At 43.5% G+C, this 18,579-nt stretch carries 19 protein-coding genes; 1 reads left to right on the top strand and 18 read right to left on the bottom strand.

Going from position 1 to position 18,579, the window contains the following annotated elements:
* Window positions 1-26: 26 nt before the first annotated feature.
* The 17 genes from ccpN to rpsU all read right to left on the bottom strand — a co-directional run bounded on the left by ccpN (window position 27) and on the right by rpsU (window position 15,719).
* Window positions 27-659, bottom strand: a complete 633-nt coding sequence (ccpN, locus tag J2S25_RS13050) for a transcriptional regulator CcpN (protein WP_044392393.1) — start codon at window positions 657-659, stop codon at window positions 27-29.
* A gap of 65 nt (window positions 660-724) precedes the next feature.
* Window positions 725-2,800 (bottom strand): glycine--tRNA ligase subunit beta, encoded by a 2,076-nt coding sequence (glyS, locus tag J2S25_RS13045; protein WP_307192107.1) that lies wholly within the window; start codon window positions 2,798-2,800, stop codon window positions 725-727.
* Window positions 2,793-3,683, bottom strand: a complete 891-nt coding sequence (gene glyQ / locus J2S25_RS13040) for a glycine--tRNA ligase subunit alpha (RefSeq protein ID WP_044392389.1) — start codon at window positions 3,681-3,683, stop codon at window positions 2,793-2,795. Before glyQ ends, glyS begins: the two co-directional genes overlap by 8 nt.
* A 301-nt stretch (window positions 3,684-3,984) precedes the next feature.
* Window positions 3,985-4,737, bottom strand: coding sequence for a DNA repair protein RecO (gene recO, locus J2S25_RS13035; RefSeq protein ID WP_044392388.1), 753 nt, complete (start codon window positions 4,735-4,737; stop codon window positions 3,985-3,987).
* A gap of 31 nt (window positions 4,738-4,768) precedes the next feature.
* The gene (locus J2S25_RS13030; RefSeq protein WP_084221752.1) at window positions 4,769-4,912 is read right to left on the bottom strand and encodes a YqzL family protein; all 144 of its coding nucleotides are present in this window, start codon (window positions 4,910-4,912) and stop codon (window positions 4,769-4,771) included.
* A 168-nt stretch (window positions 4,913-5,080) separates the two neighbouring features.
* Window positions 5,081-6,010 (bottom strand): GTPase Era, encoded by a 930-nt coding sequence (gene era / locus J2S25_RS13025; protein ID WP_044392385.1) that lies wholly within the window; start codon window positions 6,008-6,010, stop codon window positions 5,081-5,083.
* Between the two features lie 216 nt (window positions 6,011-6,226).
* Window positions 6,227-6,604, bottom strand: a complete 378-nt coding sequence (locus J2S25_RS13020; RefSeq protein WP_044392383.1) for a diacylglycerol kinase family protein — start codon at window positions 6,602-6,604, stop codon at window positions 6,227-6,229.
* Window positions 6,594-7,064 (bottom strand): rRNA maturation RNase YbeY, encoded by a 471-nt coding sequence (ybeY, locus tag J2S25_RS13015; RefSeq protein WP_044392381.1) that lies wholly within the window; start codon window positions 7,062-7,064, stop codon window positions 6,594-6,596. Before ybeY ends, J2S25_RS13020 begins: the two co-directional genes overlap by 11 nt.
* The gene (locus tag J2S25_RS13010) at window positions 7,061-9,232 is read right to left on the bottom strand and encodes an HD family phosphohydrolase (RefSeq protein ID WP_044392417.1); all 2,172 of its coding nucleotides are present in this window, start codon (window positions 9,230-9,232) and stop codon (window positions 7,061-7,063) included. Before J2S25_RS13010 ends, ybeY begins: the two co-directional genes overlap by 4 nt.
* Before the next feature lie 193 nt (window positions 9,233-9,425).
* Complete coding sequence (locus J2S25_RS13005) at window positions 9,426-10,385, bottom strand: PhoH family protein (protein ID WP_044392380.1); 960 nt, start codon at window positions 10,383-10,385, stop codon at window positions 9,426-9,428.
* Window positions 10,386-10,387: 2 nt separating this feature from the next.
* Window positions 10,388-11,575, bottom strand: a complete 1,188-nt coding sequence (yqfD, locus tag J2S25_RS13000; RefSeq protein ID WP_044392378.1) for a sporulation protein YqfD — start codon at window positions 11,573-11,575, stop codon at window positions 10,388-10,390.
* Complete coding sequence (gene yqfC / locus J2S25_RS12995) at window positions 11,572-11,877, bottom strand: sporulation protein YqfC (protein ID WP_044392375.1); 306 nt, start codon at window positions 11,875-11,877, stop codon at window positions 11,572-11,574. Before yqfC ends, yqfD begins: the two co-directional genes overlap by 4 nt.
* A 112-nt stretch (window positions 11,878-11,989) precedes the next feature.
* The gene (locus tag J2S25_RS12990) at window positions 11,990-12,517 is read right to left on the bottom strand and encodes a YqfB family membrane protein (RefSeq protein WP_044392373.1); all 528 of its coding nucleotides are present in this window, start codon (window positions 12,515-12,517) and stop codon (window positions 11,990-11,992) included.
* 34 nt (window positions 12,518-12,551) lie between these two features.
* Window positions 12,552-13,547: a flotillin-like protein FloA gene (floA, locus tag J2S25_RS12985; RefSeq protein ID WP_044392371.1), complete on the bottom strand. Its 996-nt coding sequence runs from the start codon at window positions 13,545-13,547 to the stop codon at window positions 12,552-12,554.
* Between the two features lie 87 nt (window positions 13,548-13,634).
* Window positions 13,635-14,966: an NfeD family protein gene (locus J2S25_RS12980; RefSeq protein ID WP_052806981.1), complete on the bottom strand. Its 1,332-nt coding sequence runs from the start codon at window positions 14,964-14,966 to the stop codon at window positions 13,635-13,637.
* 115 nt (window positions 14,967-15,081) lie between these two features.
* Window positions 15,082-15,528: a GatB/YqeY domain-containing protein gene (locus J2S25_RS12975; protein ID WP_044392369.1), complete on the bottom strand. Its 447-nt coding sequence runs from the start codon at window positions 15,526-15,528 to the stop codon at window positions 15,082-15,084.
* A gap of 17 nt (window positions 15,529-15,545) precedes the next feature.
* Window positions 15,546-15,719: a 30S ribosomal protein S21 gene (rpsU, locus tag J2S25_RS12970; protein ID WP_015595024.1), complete on the bottom strand. Its 174-nt coding sequence runs from the start codon at window positions 15,717-15,719 to the stop codon at window positions 15,546-15,548.
* 179 nt (window positions 15,720-15,898) lie between these two features.
* Here rpsU and J2S25_RS12965 point away from each other — a divergent pair, with 179 nt between their 5' ends.
* Complete coding sequence (locus J2S25_RS12965) at window positions 15,899-16,822, top strand: Na/Pi symporter (RefSeq protein ID WP_044392365.1); 924 nt, start codon at window positions 15,899-15,901, stop codon at window positions 16,820-16,822.
* Between the two features lie 401 nt (window positions 16,823-17,223).
* Here J2S25_RS12965 and mtaB read toward each other — a convergent pair whose 3' ends face one another.
* Window positions 17,224-18,576, bottom strand: a complete 1,353-nt coding sequence (gene mtaB / locus J2S25_RS12960; protein WP_307192106.1) for a tRNA (N(6)-L-threonylcarbamoyladenosine(37)-C(2))-methylthiotransferase MtaB — start codon at window positions 18,574-18,576, stop codon at window positions 17,224-17,226.
* Window positions 18,577-18,579: the final 3 nt, after the last annotated feature.

Raw genomic sequence — 18,579 nt, 5'->3', positions numbered from 1 at the left:
AATCATCCCCTTTTCTGCCTTCATTCTTATTCTTCACCCAAGGCAACAAAAGCCTTTGTAATGTTCGTCTTGGTTAATCTTCCAACAATTTCATATCCTCCATCGGCATCTTTGATGATTGGCAGCGCATCGATTTGTTTTTCAATCAATTCTTTCGCAGCATCTATAAGCAAATCATCTCGCCGACAAACTGTTATATTTGGCATTCTAGTCATAATAATATTGACTGGCAACGTGGACAGCTCCTGCTTCCCAATGCTTGCTCGCAGTAAATCTTTCCTGGATAGAACACCTACAAGTTTCGATGCCTTATCTACCACGAATAACGTCCCTACGTCCTCAAGGAACATCGTAACAATCGCATCATAGACCGATACATTTTCAGGGACGACGACCGGTATCGATTGATAGTCACTGACAAGGATTTTTTTCAGATTTTCAGACATTAGCTGGTTACCTGATTTCCCTGTATAAAAATACCCGACTCGGGGTCTGGCATCTAAAAATCCCGACATTGTCAGGATTGCAAGATCGGGCCTGAGGGTAGCTCTTGCCAAATGGAGTTTCTCTGCTATCTGTTCTCCGGTAATCGGTCCGTTTTCCTTCACGATTTGCAGGATCTGCTCCTGCCGTTTATTCAGTTCGATTGTCCTCACCACCTATCGGGATATGAGATCCCGTGTTATTGGTTTTCTACTTTTTTTAAGATGGCCTCATTTGCGGACTATTTTACAACGATCTCATTCAGTTTGCCAAGTTTCATGATTAGTACTGCTAAAGCGGCCATTTGATTCAAACGGTTTTCGCGGACATCAGGGTTTTCTGCCATGACCATGGTATGCTCAAAATAGGCATTGATTTCCGGCTTTATGTCAGCCAGCATCTGATAGTAGGCAGCTGTGTCCATGCCCTCTTCAGCCTTCTTGCCAAGTTCTAGGTATTTTTTATATAGCATCTGCTCATACGTATTTTCGAAGCGGTCCGGCTCGATTTCGCCATGCACTTCTTTTTTACTGGCAATATTCAGGACACGGCTAAACGCTTCGATATTTTCCTTAAAGTCTTCCCTGCCGCTGGCATCCTGAAGTGCCGCTGCTTTATCGACTACGCTTAATACGGTTCCGATCTCCCCTCCAAGTACAGCGTCAATAAGATCGTATCGAATGCTCCGCTCCTGCAGCATGTGTTTTAGTCTCAGCTTAAAGAACTGGATCAGATCATAGTATATCTCTTCTTCAGAGCGCTTGCTGATTCCTGCTTGAGAAACTAAGGAAAGCGCCAAGCCGACAAGGCTTTCTACGGGGATTCCCCACTGCTTTTCACTAAGCGTCTGGACAATACCTGCAGCCTGTCTCCGCAACGCATAAGGATCCTGTGAGCCGCTTGGTATAATTCCCAGTGAGAAAAACGCAACAATGGTATCCAGTTTATCGGCAATTGCAACCAGTGCACCAGCAGGTGATCCGGGAATAGAATCATCGGCATTGCGAGGCATATAATGCTCGTTGATTGCAATGGCAACATCTCGGCTTTCGCCTTTTTGCAAAGCGTATTTTTCTCCCATTATTCCCTGGAGTTCCGGAAATTCATAGACCATTTGGGAGACCAGATCGAATTTGCTGATTTCTGCTGCTCTGTCTGCTGTGCTTACGATTTCCGGTGCGAAATTCAGTCTTTCGGCAATCAAAGCGACAAGTTTACGAACACGATCCGATTTTTCGGCGATTGTTCCAATTTCTTCGTGATAGACAATATTCTTTAATTTTTCTAATGCCGCTTTTATTTCCATCTTTTGGTCTTCTTTATAAAAAAATGCAGCATCAGCCAATCTTGCTCGTAAAACTTTTTCATTTCCACGTGCTACTTTTTCAATATGATGGTCGTCACCGTTCCTTACGGTGATGAATCGCGGAAGCAGTTCCCCTTGTTGCGACTTAACAGGAAAGTATCTTTGGTGCTCCTTCATCGAGGTGATCAGGACTTCACTCGGAATTTCCAGAAACTCTTCTTCAAAACGGCCGGACAAGGCTGTCGGATATTCAACCAGATTATTAACCTCTTCCAACAGGACTTGATCCATCGGAATTACCCAATCATTTTCGTCTCCGATTTTTTTAAGCTGGGCTAAAATCGTTTCTTTCCGTTTTTGTGCATCTGCAACCACATACTGACGTAATAAAGCTTCTTCATATTCTTCGGGAGCTGATAACTCAATTTCTTCTTTTCCAAGAAAGCGATGGCCTCTTGTCGTATTGCCTGTTCGGACACCTGCTATTTCAAAAGGAATGATCTCATGGCCGAACATCGCCACAAGCCATTTGATCGGACGTATATAACGAAGGTCAAGATTCGCCCAACGCATGTTTTTTGGGAAGGATAAGCCTGTGATAATTGCTTTTAGCTCTGCGAGCAGGTGAGAGGTGTCCTGCCCTTTAATGAATTTCTTTACATGGACATATTCGATCCCGTTGATTTCCTTGAAATAGATATCGTCGACCGACATTCCATGGCCGCGGGTAAAGCCTATCGATGCTTTGGTCCAGTTCCCGTTCTCATCTAGGGCTATCTTTTTAGCCGGTCCCTTTGCCTCCTCCTCCCTGTCCTCCTGTCGCTCCTCTACATTCCTAACAAGCAAGGCCAGCCGGCGAGGTGTAGAAAAAACGCTGATGCCTTGAAATCCAATACTATTCGTATGAAACCAGTTCTCTACTTTGGACGCCAGCTGGTTAATCGAGTCGGGAATGAATCTTGCAGGCATTTCTTCTAGGCCAATTTCAAGCAATAAATTCCGTTTAGTCATTTTCAACCTGCTCCTTCCTTTTCAAAATTGGGAAACCTAGTTTTTCTCGTTCTTCATAAAACGTCTTCGCTACTTTCTTGGCAAGATTCCGAATACGAGCAATGTATCCCGTTCTTTCCGTAACGGAAATGGCACCCCGGGCATCAAGAACATTGAATGTATGCGAACATTTTAACACGTAATCATAAGCTGGATGGACAAGCCCTTCATCCATTTGGCGATTCGCTTCCTTTTCATAAATAGTGAAAAGATGGAAAAGCATATCCTTATCAGATGTTTCAAATGTATACTTGGAATGCTCGTACTCCGGCTGGCCAAAGATATCTCTTACCGTAAAACCGTTTGTCCACTCCAGGTCAAAAACGTTTTCTTTATCCTGAATATAAGATGCAAGGCGTTCGATTCCATAGGTGATTTCAACAGAAACTGGTTTGCAATCTAGCCCGCCCACCTGCTGGAAATAGGTGAACTGGGTGATTTCCATTCCATCTAGCCACACCTCCCATCCAAGCCCAGCGCAACCTAATGACGGGTTTTCCCAGTTGTCCTCGACAAAACGAATATCATGTTCCAGCGGATCGATTCCGAGCGTTTTTAACGAAGCCAGGTAAAGCTCCTGAATATTGTCTGGAGACGGCTTCATGATCACTTGGAATTGATGATGCTGATACAGTCGATTCGGATTCTCGCCATATCGGCCATCTGCAGGGCGGCGCGACGGCTCTACATAAGCAACATTCCAAGGTTCAGGACCAATCGCTCGTAAAAAGGTATATGGGCTCATCGTGCCTGCCCCTTTTTCGGTGTCATAAGCCTGCATCAGGATACATCCCTGTTCAGACCAGTGTTTTTGCAAAGTTAAAATCATATTTTGAATATTCATGTTTCCACCTCCGAAATTTTAAAATCAAAAAACTCCCGCCACCTATGCATCGTCATGCATAGGGACGAGAGTTTACCCGCGGTTCCACCCTATTTGCTGCCAGAAAGCAGCCACTTTAAAAATAATGTCGCTCCAGAACGCCTTCCTTGCTTTCTGCCATCCGGCTTACACCATCCCCGGACTCGCTAATGCAGAGGGAGTCAAGTACCCTTTCCTTCACCGCAACCTATTTAATGGTCACTTCCGCAACCACAAATGCTTTTGATTTGAGAATAGCGAAAAGCAACGGCATTGTCAATAGCTAGAGCATATCCCTAAATGAATCCATTTGATCCAAGAACTTTCTTGTTTTTAAATATAGTCCTGAATATTCATCATAGTAAGCGGAAATTACCTTCTTCAATTCCGCCTTTGTTTCCGGTTTAACCGAAATATTGCCAAGCCTGCTTACATCCAGCAAGTAAAAAAGTCGCAGCAATCTGACTGTTCCCGGGGATACCTTGAATCTGTATGGATCCTTTTCAAAGCATCGATGGCAAAGGAGCCCTCCTTCTCGAATGGAAAAGTGGAACTCTCCCTCGGTGCTGCCGCAATTGGTGCATCTGTCCAGAACAGGATACAATCCTTGGATATTGAGCATTTTCATTTCATAAATGAATGTAAGAACTTCCATATCATAGCCCTCATTCAAATAATTGAGGGTCTGAAGAAGCAATTCGAACAGAAAAGGATTCGTCTTTTTATCCTCAGTCACTTTATCCGTAAGATCAACCATAAAACTGGCATGGGCTGTCAAAAAAAGATCCTCACGAATCGACCGCATAGAGGAAATCATCTCTCCTTGCTGCAATCCTCCCAAGCCAGAGCTTGCCTGGAAAAGAAAGTGGCCATATGTAAAAAGCTGGGTGACGGCAGCGAGCCTGCTGCTGGGCTTTTTTGCACCTCTTGCCATCACACCAACTTTTCCGAATTCCCTTGTATATAAAGTGACAATTTTGTTATTTTCGCCATAATCCGTTGTCCTAATGACAATGCCTTCGCATTTCTGCAGCATCCTCGGTCACCATCCATTACTACAGACAAACCTATGAGATTGGAAAATCAATTTCTGCTAGCTCATCCTCCTGATAACCGGGTATTTCTTGATTGTCTTTCTCTAATTCCTTAAAGAGAAGATACGTGTCAATATTACCTGTCTGTGAAAACACCTTCCAGGTAAAATCCAACATCGAAAACCCCACCTTTCATTTTTTCACTAGCAACGCATGTATCCCAAATCCTTATAATTATCATAGCCTGTCAATCAGATTTTCATGTTACGCAAAAATTGTTAATCGTGTTTAGGAATAATATTTGCAGGTACGTTAATAGATTATAGATGGGCATTTGCCAAAGGCTTAATATTCGTCATCCCTGAACCCGAAATCCCGAAGATGTGTGGCTTTGTTTCTCCAATCCTTCTGAACCTTGACCCATAATTCCAAAAACACCTTTGAACCAAGGAGACTTTCAATATCATGACGTGCTCGTTTGCCAATCTCCTTCAGCATGCCTCCCTGTTTGCCAATGATAATGCCTTTCTGAGAATCCCTCTCCACAATGATCGTCGCCATTACATGCACCATTTGCTTTTCAGGCTGACGTTCCATTTTCTCAATCACGACTGCAAGGGAATGGGGAATTTCTTCCCTAGTCAGATGCAATGCCTTTTCCCTGATCAGTTCAGACACGATGAAGCGTTCCGGATGATCAGTTACTTGATCGGCTGGATAAAACTGGGGCCCTTGCGGCATCCTTTCCTTAATTTGCTGAAGCAGCCGATCAATATTGTTTCCTTCCAGCGCGGAAATCGGTACGACTTCAGCAAAATCGAATTTATCCTGGTAAGACCCGATCACTTTCATCAGTTGATCTGGATGAATAAGATCAATTTTATTGATGACAAGGAAAACAGGTGTTTTTACATTAAGGAGTTTTTCGATAATATATTCCTCGCCGCGTCCAAATCCTTCCTGGGCATTGACCATAAACAACACCAAATCGACTTCTTTTAACGTATTTTGAGCAACCTTCATCATAAAGTCGCCAAGGCGGTGTTTTGGTTTATGAATTCCTGGAGTATCGATGAAAATCAACTGAGCGTCATCGAGTGTTAAAACTCCCTGTACCTTATTCCGGGTCGTTTGCGGCTTATCACTCATAATCGCAATTTTTTGCCCGATCACTTTGTTAAGAAAGGTTGACTTCCCAACATTTGGTCTCCCAATAATGGAAATGAATCCTGATTTGTACGATTTATTATTTAGGTCTTGATTATGAAAGTTCATCCTTTCATTCCCTTCTTCACATTATTTTACCTTATTTTCAGTGTAATTTCATCGTTTGTCGCAAAAATGAAATATAAATTTTAAATTTTCTAAAAACATCCAAGGAATAGTTATACACTGTAATGATAGTTTACTTAAGTTTTTCCCCGTTTTCAAATCGGCCCACTAGATACCGTGTCAGGAATCAGTAAAAAGAAAAGTTGCCCATGCGGACAACTATCTAAACCATGCTGAAATTTTCGGCAAAAAGATGATTAGACCGGTAATAACGCTGGCAATCGCAAAAATAAGCACAGCACCTGCAGCAATATCTTTCGCCTGTTTCGCAAGTGGATGGAACTCTTCTGTATACATGTCCACCGTTCTTTCGATTGCCGTATTCATCATTTCCAACGAAACCATCCCAGCAATACAAAGGATCACGGCAATCCATTCGTATTTGTTGATTTCAAAAAGGAAGCCAGACAGGATAACAAATACGGAAATGCCGAAATGGATTTGGACATTTCGCTCCCTCGCTGCTGCTGCAATTCCTTCAAACCCGAATTGAAAGGAGGAAATTAACGGATGCTTCCTCCGTTTTTCAGCGTCCAAGGCCGTATCCTTCCAGCAGGTCTCTTTGCTTGTCAAACATCAGTTTTTCATCCTTTTCATTCATATGATCATAGCCCAATAAATGCAGGAAACCGTGGACCGCAAGAAAGCCGAGTTCTCTTAGGAAAGAATGGTTGTATTCCTCTGCCTGTTCCCTTGCCTTTGGAATGGAGATAATAATATCACCAAGGATTCTGGGGATGTCCTCCCCGACAATCGCTATTTCCCCTTCGCCCATTTCTTCCAATGCAAACGAGATGACGTCTGTCGGCCGGTCTTTATCCCGATAGTTTCTGTTGATCTCCTGAATGCGTTCATTTGACACGAAAGTGACAGAAAGCTCGCTTCCGTCCTGCACATTCTCCTTTCCCGCAGCATAATTCAACAGCTTTTCAATCGTAACTAGCTGATCTTCTGCCAACTCATTTGTCTCATCCAAAAAGTCGATTTCTAAACTCATCCCTGCTTCACCTTCTGTTTATTCATTTCTGGATACTCAATTCTGGAATGGAAAATTCCCTTTAATGTTTCACATAAAGTATCCGCAACCGTGTCCAGCTCTTTTAAGGTAATATCACATTCACTTAGCTGGTTATCCTGAAGCCGATCTCTAATAATTTTAGCAACCAATGTTTCGATTTGCTCATGGGTCGGGTGATTCATCGACCGAACTGCCGCCTCCACGCTGTCAGCAATCCCAATAACGGCAGCCTCTTTTGTTTGCGGTTTTGGCCCTGGGTAGCGAAAATCTTCTTCCTTGCCTTCGTGGCCACTTTTTGTTGCTTTATGATAAAAGAATTTTAGCAACGTAGTTCCATGATGCTGTTCAGCAATGTCAATTATTTCTTTAGGCATCCGATGTTTTCGGAGCATTTCCGCTCCATCAGTTGCATGGGCGATGATGATATTCTTGCTTGTCAATGCCGGCAATTTATCATGAGGATTATCCATATTGATCTGGTTTTCGATAAAAAACTGTGGCCGTTTCGTTTTGCCGATATCATGATAATAGCATCCAACCCTTGCAAGAAGGCCGTTTGCGCCAATTGCCTCACAAGCAGCTTCCGATAAATTAGCGACCATCACACTGTGATGATATGTTCCCGGTGCTTCCGTAAGAATCTTTCGCAAGAGTGGGTGATTAGGATTGGACAGTTCGATCAGCCGCATGGTGGAAAGAATCCCAAATCCCGCTTCAAAAAATGGCTGAAGACCAATCGTCAGCACTGCGGAGACTATTCCGGAAATGAATGCGGCAGTGAGATAAAACCCATATTCCAATCCAGAATACTGACTATTTCTCAGGAATAAAATGGAGAAAATAACAATAAGATTGATCACTGACACAAATAATCCTGCCTGGAGGATTTTCGTTCTTCGATTTTGCTTTTGTAAAAATAGGATTGCCGCCAAACCGCTCAATAAAATGTAAATGCCAAGAGAAACATTCAATGTCCCAGTAATACCTTCGTTGAATATGATCGTGCCGATTATGGAAAGAATCACCACCTGCAATAACGCTAGCCTTTCATTGATTAGGATCTTAATCAGCATCGCACCCATCGCAGCAGGAAAAAGATACCCTATTTCAGAATATTCAAAATTATCGAACAAGCTAACCAATTTCATTAATAAAATGGAAGTTATAAAAATAATACTGAAAAGCAATAGGTTCTTTTGTTTTTTTTCAGCATTGTCCATTTCTTTAAAAAAGACATAAAGTCCAAACAAAATCAGTGCTGTGAGCATGCCAAGCCCGATGAATGGCTTGGATGAATTTCCACTTTTCAACAGGCCAACTAGCTGGAGTTTCTTATAAATATCCCTGCTGATTAGCTGTCCCTCACTCACAAGAATTTGCCCTTCCAGGATCCTCACTGGTTCTACGCTGTCCATTGACTGCTGGCGCAGTTCATCAGTGGCATCCGGGTCATAAAATTCATTCTGGACGACTGCATAACGTCCAATTTCAATGACAGCCCTTTTCAGGCTTCCGTTTAGACTGGTATACTTCAATTCTTCCTCTACATTCAATTTTGCATTCTCCACTTCATCAGCGGGAACACTGCGTTTCATAGTATTATTAACCGCTGTAACAGTGAGATCCTTTGCGATCTGCCATTCTTCTTTTGGAGCTTCCAGCAAAGCGATGAATACGTCGTCTGACAAACTTTTCGTTTCATTATCGGTCAATTTTGTTTTCAGTATTTGAATTTTTTCCTCGATCGTCGGGACTTGAGGTGCAGCCGTATCTTCTGCCGCCGACTTTTTCAATTGATCCATTTTTTCCTGTGCTTCTGTATTCACTTCAGATACAGAATCAAATATGGAGGTAACAAGATCCACCCTGTTTTGAGCATATTCCTTCTTGACCCGATACACATCATTGACTTGTTCGACCGCTTCTCTGCGGTTTGCTTCTGTACTTTCTTTATCTTCAATGGTAACAGGCGACCGGATCGTTTTCTCCGATACAGAGAATAATTCGAGATTAAGCTTCTCAGGTTTAACATTGCTGTACATAGCAGAGTACATGATAATTCCAATCAGCAAGAATAACAAAATACGAAATATCTTTATATTTAATAAATTCAATATCGCAGTTAATTGGACCTGCAGCTTTTCCATATTCATACAGCCCTCCCACAAAGAAATCAAGCCAGTTTGAGAATAATTGGGAAATCAACTGACTTTCTGTATCATCATATCAGTTTTTTACGAAAGTTTCATCCTTATTTGATACTAACGCGAAAACCGGACCATTTTGTGTTGCAAATAAAAGTCCGCTCTCTATTTTTTTAGGAGCGGACTGAGGTTGCTTTTATTCGTTCTTTCCATATGCTTCAATAATCCGTCCGACAAGCGGATGGCGAACTACATCTGCTTGTTCAAGGTGGACAAATGAGATTCCGGAAACATCCTTCAAAACATTTTCTGCCTCAACCAGGCCGGATTTTGCGCCTTTTGGCAAATCAATCTGCGAGGTGTCACCTGTTATGATCATTTTCGATCCAAATCCCATACGCGTCAGAAACATTTTCATCTGCGCCTGTGTTGTGTTCTGAGCTTCATCGAGAATGACAAACGCATCATCGAGAGTCCTTCCCCTCATATAAGCCAAAGGAGCAATCTCGATCGTGCCTCTTTCCATCAGACGCAACGTATGTTCAGAACCGAGAATATCATGCAAAGCATCATACAGCGGCCGGAGATAAGGGTCGACCTTTTCTTTCAAATCGCCGGGGAGAAAACCGAGATTTTCTCCCGCTTCAACAGCAGGCCTTGTTAAAATTATTTTCGACACAGTTCCATTTTTCAATGCCGTGACAGCCATGACGACTGCTAAATACGTTTTTCCCGTACCCGCCGGCCCGATACTAAATACTAGATCGCGACTTTTCATCGCATTCACATAATGTCTTTGACCAAGCGTCTTAACCCTAATCGATTTCCCTTTTACATTTTTACTGATTTCTTCATCATATAGATCCCTGAAATATTCCAAAGTTCCTTTCACAGCCATTTGAATAGCATAAACAGCTTCTCTTTGGCTGACGCTGATGCCTTTACGGATCACAGCTAGCAGGTTTTCCAAAACAGCCTGGGCCAGCGCAACCTGCTCCAGAGGACCAGAGATCGCTATCTTCTCGCCACGCGTCACAATTGAGACTCCAAGTTCCCGCTCAATTAATTTTAGGTTGGTATCTGCATTTCCAAATAAGGAAATGGCTTCAGTTGGATTCGCTAGATGAATTTCAGTCGTTTTTAAGTCTTCTGTCATTCTCAGTCTCCTTGGATAATTGGTTGTCCTTCCGCAATATCTTCAATGATTGTAAAATGTATGATTAGTCTTACTTTACCATTCTCGATTGACTGATGTAAAATTTTTTCCCCTTTAATAATAGCATTTTCAGGAAGATTATTTTTTATATCACTCCTGGCAAGTTCTTTTGCACTATTAATCGCTTCTTCTCGCGTGTAGATTCGAGTCGCCTGTTCCCGTTCCCTAATTGTCGTCTTTTCTATTTTTACCGGAAGCTCCCACTTAAAAAATTTCACTGGCTGTTCAAATACTTCTGTTTCATACTCTTTAAATTCAGTCTTGCCGAAACCCCATAGAACTATCGATTTTCCAGCGATTTTCAGCGAATACGTTCTTTTTTCATTGCCGTTAAAAACTTGAAAGGTACTTTTCAAAGGCAGTTCTACCTCGGTTGAATACCATGTTTCCCCAAGGATTTCTCCAGTTGCCGCTACCAATTTTTGCTTTTTTTCACTCCCGTATACTCCTGATACAAGAAGCTGACCCGGCTTCACCAGTTCATTCACTTCCACAACTGGATCCCCTTTTTCCACAAAAATCTTGACTATGGCCGCTTTCTTTTTCGCTACAAGATGTCTCGGACTGTTTGCTTCGACTTTTTCCGGTTCACTTTTCTCGACAGCCTGAAAATGATAGGTTGTCCCCTTCAGCTCCACGCCGATCCAAGTCAAAGCACCTACCTGATCGGTCAATTCCTTCTGGATGCTTTCGACACTGTCTATTGAAAACTGCATTTTACCGACACCAATTCCCATCTTGTCCAATTGCTTGCGGATTTGATGTTCAGTTGCTGGACTAGCCCCATTTATTTCAATTCCCCATACCATGTTGGACAGGAGGAGAATCAAAGCAAAAAAAAGAACTGCCCCCGCCAAAAACCCACTGTTTGTCCATAACTTTTTTAAAAAGAAAGGACCTCCTGCCCTTTCCAAAAATCTAATTTTACAATGATTCTCCCTCGCCGGGATCCTTAGTTTGTTTACATCCTGCAGATCGACGTAAAAAGTAACCGCCTCTGAACCATGCTTTTTCACATTCCAAATTGACACTCCATTACGTGTCAGCTGGTTCAGGAATCTTTCGATGCCCTTGCCTGTCAATTTGACTTTCACAGTACCAGAAAAGATGTGAATCCATTGGTTTTTCATGTAACTCCCCCTCCCTTTCCATCATTTATATATAGGACCTGCTCGATTTTCCCTTCGAGCACTATCTCTTCAGGCAATATTGTCTTAATCACAAACGCTTGGCCCTTGATCGAAAGCTGACCGCCTCTGATCATCAGCCTCACTTCCCCATCTGAAAAAGCAAGCAGGCCCCGATGGTTTTCAATATAAATATGGACTTGCCCGATCATCGTGATTCTAGGGAGATCCATCATGACATCCTGTGGAAGATCCATTTTTTGTGTCAACCATTTGCGTACATACAGACCCCATTTTTTTGCCATAAAAAAAAGAACCCCCTTTCATCTCATATGTATGAGAAAAAAAGGGGTTCTAGCACCATTTTCCACTTTATCATAAGCATTCTTTCCAACCCACAAATTCCTTTGCCTTTTCCTATTTCCTCGACGAGTTGTAAGGGTTTTTGGCACGTGGCTTACCAATGACTTCTGCCCAGATTAATCCCTCCACGAGAGTGTCTTTTTTCGGCTGGAAAACGACATCGGATTGTATCTGCTCTCTCTTTTGATTCAACCGCCCAGAAGATTGACTAGGTGACATTCTGCCAGTTTGCTGTTTTTTCGCTGACGTTTGATGCTTTTGTTCTGAATATTTCTTTTGAATATCCGTCAGGACTTCTGCCGCTTCGACAGGGCTGTTCCTTCTTCTATCTCCGTTTCGATCTTGCGCTCTTTGGTTCTCCTCATCTGTTTTCATCCGGGGTCGAGACGGCGCTGTTTTCGCTTCTGCCGGCTGCCTTCTCGCTGGCACAGGTTGTGGCTGCTGGACAGGTCCGGGCAGGACAGGACGGCGCTGTTGTTGCTGACTGCCATCCGTCTTCCTTTTAGTGAACAGACTTATGATTACCCCGATTAGAATAAACAAAGCGATTGGATTACTGAATAATTCTCCTAAAATTTGCATGTGGAGCCCGCCTTTCTGTTATCGGGTTCTCTCATCACTGATTATTCTTATCTTCTTTATTCCCATTGGACAGATTACCGATGGAGCCTCTCATTTCTGTGTCCGCTCCGATGTTCTGGAAATTCATATAATCCATCACGCCAATATTGCCTTTACGAAGCGCTTCTGCCATTGCGAGTGGTACAGTAGCTTCTGCTTCGACGACTTTCGCTCTCATTTCTTCTACACGCGCCTTCATTTCTTGCTCTTGTGCAACTGCCATCGCGCGGCGTTCTTCCGCTTTCGCTTGGGCAATCTTCTTATCCGCTTCCGCCTGCTCCGTTTGCAGCTCAGCACCGATGTTTTTGCCGATATCCACGTCGGCAATGTCAATCGATAGAATTTCGAAAGCTGTTCCTGCGTCCAGACCTTTTGAAAGAACAGTTTGTGAAATCCGATCCGGATTTTCCAACACTTTTTTATGATCTTCAGAAGATCCGATTGTCGATACGATCCCTTCTCCAACACGGGCAACAATCGTTTCTTCTCCGGCACCCCCGACAAGTCGATCGATGTTCGCTCTCACTGTGATTCTCGCCTTCGCTTTTACTTCAATTCCATTCATGGCGACACCAGCAATAAAGGGAGTTTCAATTACCTTAGGGTTTACACTCATTTGTACAGCTTCCAATACGTCACGGCCTGCCAGGTCAATCGCAGCCGCTCTTTCGAATGTTAGTTCAATATTGGCACGATGGGCAGCAATCAGGGCATTAACGACCCGATCCACATTCCCGCCTGCCAGGTAATGACTTTCGAGCTGGTTTGTCGTAACATTCAAACCGGCTTTATGTGCCTTGATCATCGGATTAATCACTCTGCTTGGAATAACCCTTCTTAATCTCATTCCAATCAACGTGAAAATACTGACCTTTACACCTGCTGCCAATGCTGCAATCCAAAGCATCACTGGCACGAATGTCAGCACTACACCAAGGAGAATGACCCCAAGTGCGATCGCTATAAGGAGAAACGCTGTACCTGCATCCATTTAAACTGCCTCCTAAAAATATATTTCCCAGACTTTTGATCTTGATCAACTTTTTTATGATGATTATTCAGTGCAGTAGAAAAAACATCATTCCAACTCTCGTACGACAATTTTTGCACCTTCTGTTTTGATAATCCTTACTTTTCTTCCTTTTGGTACGAATCCACCCTCGCTCACCACATCAATGCGTTCATCCTCGACAACGATGGTTCCTGAAGGCCTAAGAGGTGTTAGCGTCACCCCTTCGCCCCCAATCAGTTCGAGCCGGTTCTTGTTCGACACATAGCCTTTTTCGGTACTTGTTGAATCGGTTAGGATGATTCTCTTAAAAAAATTCATCTTTTTTTCATACACCCTTATCATCAAAATAGATAACACAATGGACGCTGTTAAGGCAATTAATAAAGAAATTGCCATATAGACGACATTATTCGATGCCATGAAAAAGCTCGAGATAACCGCCAGTAAACCGATGACGCCAATAATTCCACCTGGAAGAAACAATTCGAGCACAATCAACCCTACGCCTAGCGCAAACAGAATCAAGGTTTCAAACCCTGCCAGTCCGGCGACCAGATGTCCATAAAAGAACAATAGCAACGCGGATAGCCCAGCAATTCCTGGCAGACCAAAGCCGGGAGAAAAAAGTTCAAGCACCAGCCCCACACTGCCGACTGTCATGAGGATCGGGGTCATAACAGGATGAGTAAGGAACCTTGCCAGCTTTTCAGCAAAAGTTTCGTTCACATTCCTGATTTCAGCGTCTTTATATCCCAGTTGATTTATAAGTTCATCGAGGTTTTTGACGGTTCCTTCTGAATAACCTACTTCAAGTGCCTGTTCCGCCGTAAGCGTTAGCAATTTTCCCTTAGGTGCTCCTAGTTCAGGAAGATCGATGCTCTCATCCGCCATCGCCTGAGCGTATGTCGGATCTCTTCCACTTTCAACTGCCGCAGCTCTCATGGCTGCAAACCAATAAGACTCCGCCTTCTTTCCAGCAGTATTGCCCTGTTGGTCAATAATGGCTGCTGATCCCATCGTTGCTCCGGGAACCATGTAAATCTCATCCGTATTCAAGGATATATAGGCCCCTGCAGACAATGCCTTTTTATTGACGAAAGCAACTGTTTTCAAGTCAGTCCCCGTCAATAATTTTCCGATCTCGTCAGCGGCATCAACCGCTCCTCCAGGTGTATTCACATCAAAGATGATCGCTTCAGCACCAGCCTCTTCCGCCTCTCCCACCGCTCTTTTCAGGAAGGCGAGCAGGCCTTTTTCCACCGTTTCTTCAATCGGCACTACATAGACGACATTTTGAACAGCAGCTGCAGGGAAAGGGGTTCCCACAGTGGCCAGTGATAGGAGAATGACGAGAATCACAATCACTGATTTGATTTTCAATAAGGCACCTCCAATCATAAAAATAAGGCCATAGTGGTACTACGCATGAGTACACCAAAAGGTTTCAATCTTTTTTGCGGAGTTAGATATCAGCTAAAAAGGCCGCAAGAGCATCCTGCGGCCTTCGAGCTTTTTATGAAAGGTGTTGTTGTACAAGTTTATTAACGAGAGATCCGTCTGCTTTGCCTTTTACTTTAGGCATAAGGACAGCCATTACTCTACCCATATCGGCTTTCGATGCCGCACCGGTCTCCGCGATCGCTTCTTTGACGATTGCCGTCACTTCTTCTTCGCTAAGCTGCTGTGGCATGTACACTTCGACATGCTTTAGTTCTGTTTGTGTCTTTTCAACGAGGTCTTCGCGACCTGCTTTTTCAAATTCCTGGAGGGAATCTTTGCGTTGTTTCACTTCTCGAGAAAGTACAGTTAACTCTTCATCTTCAGATAATTCCTGCTTGCCAAACTTAATCGCTTCGTTTTGCAGGGATGCTTTGATCATCCGAATCGTCGTGAGTCTGTCCTTTTCTTTGTTCTTCATCGCTTGTTTCATATCATTATTTAAACGCTCGAGCAGGCTCAATTTAATTCCACCCTCTCTTAGAACTTGCGTTTTCTAGCAGCTTCAGACTTTTTCTTACGCTTTACACTAGGCTTTTCGTAGAATTCGCGCTTTCTAGCTTCTTGGATCGTACCTGATTTAGATACAGTACGTTTAAAGCGTCGAAGAGCATCTTCAAGCGATTCGTTTTTACGAACGACAGTTTTAGACATTCTCTTTCCCTCCCTCCGAGCACAACACACTAACACCAAAACACATGGGAAACCATGTACCTTGCAATTATAATATATCACCGGCAGGAGGTCAACTGTATTTGGTTCTTGTTTTAAAAACAAAATACATGCATGTCCGTACTGTCTTTTCATACATTTAAAATGAAGGGATGATGTCCATGGTTTATTTGCTTTTATTTATTCTTTTCCTAGCTGTATTTATCGGAGGGATGAACCTGCTCCGGAGAGGGTTATTCGAGCTTTCCGCAGACAGGATGAAAAACTGGCTGGCTTTGATGACAGATACCCCAATAAAGGGCATGATCGCCGGAATGATCGTGACCGCTTTTTTACACAGCAGTTCTGCTGTCATGGTTATTACAATTGGTTTCATTTCAGCTGGGCTGCTAAAATTTTCGCAATCCATCGGCATCATTCTTGGTTCCAATATCGGGACAACCTTCACTCTCGAAATCATCACCTTCAACATCGATGCATTCATCGTGCCCTTCGCCGTCATTGGGGCGATTTTATTGGTTTTTCGCAACAAGACATGGCACAATATTGGCGCAATTTCTTTCGGTATCTCAGCTATTTTTGCCGCCATGCGCGGTTTTACCTTTCTCGCAACCCCTGTTATAAGTCTGCCTTTAGTGGAAAATGCACTAACCCATTTAAACACCAGTCATTGGATCAGCCTATTTACTGGTACCGTTTTGACAGCAATAATCCAATCCAGTACGGCGATGACGGGAATTGTGATGGGTTTTCTGTCAGAAGGAACGTTATCGATGGACGCAGCCATTGCCGCTATGCTTGGAGCCAATATTGGAACCTGCATTACTGCCTTGCTTGCCTCGATTGGGGCCGGCAAAGAGGCAAGATTGACGGCATTTGCACATATATGGCTTAACATCGCAGGAGCAGCAGTGTTTTTCCCTTTCATTAACGAAATAGCCGCGCTTGCCCCGATAACTGCAGCCAAGCCGGACGTACAGCTGGCCCATGTCAGTGTCATCTATAACCTATTCGCATCATTGCTGGTTCTTCCTGTTGCCGAGAAATTTGGAAGCATGATTGAAATGATACATGGGAAGGATTAGAAATAAAAAGCGTAAGCGCCTCGAACAGCCCCGACAAGCGCTGCCCGCCTAAAACGCCACGTCCTGTGGCTGGCGGGTCTAGCACATCCTGTGCCTCGGAGGGCCGACCGGTGAAGTCGTTCTTTGACTTCATTGGCAGGACCGAAACCGAAAAGTATAGCCGACTGCCCAGAAACGCTGAAACTGGAGACTTCACCAGAAGAAGCGCTTTTTGCTTCTGCTGGTGAAGTTGAAGTTTCGGAGTTTCTAGGAGGCGACACTAGACACACGACTCGAGGGGCTAGGCGCTGGAGCTGGATTAAGAAAACCACAAGTAGTTATCCACAACTATATAATTTTATAATTTCCTGGTAACCAAGAAAAAAGAGCTGGCATTTGGCCAGCTCTTTTTGTTGATTTTATTATATAACTGCTTGTTCTGTTTGATTTTCATCTTCGAGCACTCTTACAAATTGGCCTTCGTTGTATGGATATCCTGCTTTAGCAAGTTTCACCTTGACGATTTTTCCGACCATATCTTCAGTAGCAGGGAAGACAACCTTTAAGTAGTTGTCAGTGTACCCTACGTATAGTCCGCTTTCTAATGCTTCTTTGTAAGGTTCCTCAGGAATTACTTCCAGTACATCGTCCTCAAACTGGGAAGCATAATCCTTTGCAAGCTGGTCAGATAGTTCTATCAAGCGGTGAACACGTTTGTTCTTTACCTCTTCATCGACCTGGTCTTCCATCCTTGCAGCAGGTGTGCCTGTCCGTTTTGAGTATGGGAAGACATGAAGCTCTGAGAACTTGTGCTCTTTTACAAAGTTGTAGGTCTCCATGAATTCTTCTTCTGTTTCTCCAGGGAACCCCACAATGACATCAGAAGTGACTGCCAGACCCGGCAATACTTCCTTCAGGCGATCAAGACGCTCCCCGAAAAACTCCATTGTGTACTTCCGGCGCATTCTCTTCAAAACGGTATCCGAACCGGATTGAAGCGGGATATGCAGATGGCGGACAATGATGTTTGACTTGTCTATTACCTTGATCACTTCATCTGTGATCTGACTTGCTTCGATAGAGGAAATACGAAGGCGCTTGATGCCTTTCACTTGCGCCTCTAGATCTCTAAGCAATGCAGCGAGATTGTAATCCTTCATGTCTTCGCCGTAACCGCCGGTATGAATTCCAGTAAGGACAATCTCCTTATAGCCAGCGTCAACAAGCTGCTGAGCCTGGCGAATAACTTCCTGCGGATCGCGGGATCTCATTAATCCGCGTGCCCATGGAATGATACAGAAAGTACAGAAGTTATTGCAACCTTCCTGAATTTTCAGCGATGCTCTTGTACGATCCGTGAAGGCCGGTACATCAAGCTCTTCATATACACGGTTCTTCATGATGTTGCCAACAGCATTGATTGGCTGTCGCTCTTGCTTATATTGCTCAATATAATCCAACATTTTCACACGATCCTGAGTTCCGACTACAATATCAACTCCAGGAATCGCCATGATCTCTGCAGGCGATGTCTGAGCATAACAGCCGGTTACACAAATAACAGCGTCCGGATTTTTGCGGACAGCGCGGCGAATGACCTGGCGGCTTTTTTTATCCCCAGTATTGGTAACCGTACATGTGTTAATAACGTAAACGTCAGAGATAGATTCAAAATCCACTCTTTCATAACCCTTTTCTTTGAATAATTGCCAGATGGCTTCTGTTTCGTAATGGTTAACCTTGCAACCTAATGTATGAAAAGCAACTGCAGGCATGAT

Source organism: Mesobacillus stamsii (assembly GCF_030814065.1).
Classification (GTDB): Bacteria; Bacillota; Bacilli; order Bacillales; family Cytobacillaceae; genus Mesobacillus; species Mesobacillus stamsii.
Note: the sequence above shows the minus strand (reverse complement) of the source record. Positions and strands in the feature narration are given on the sequence as shown.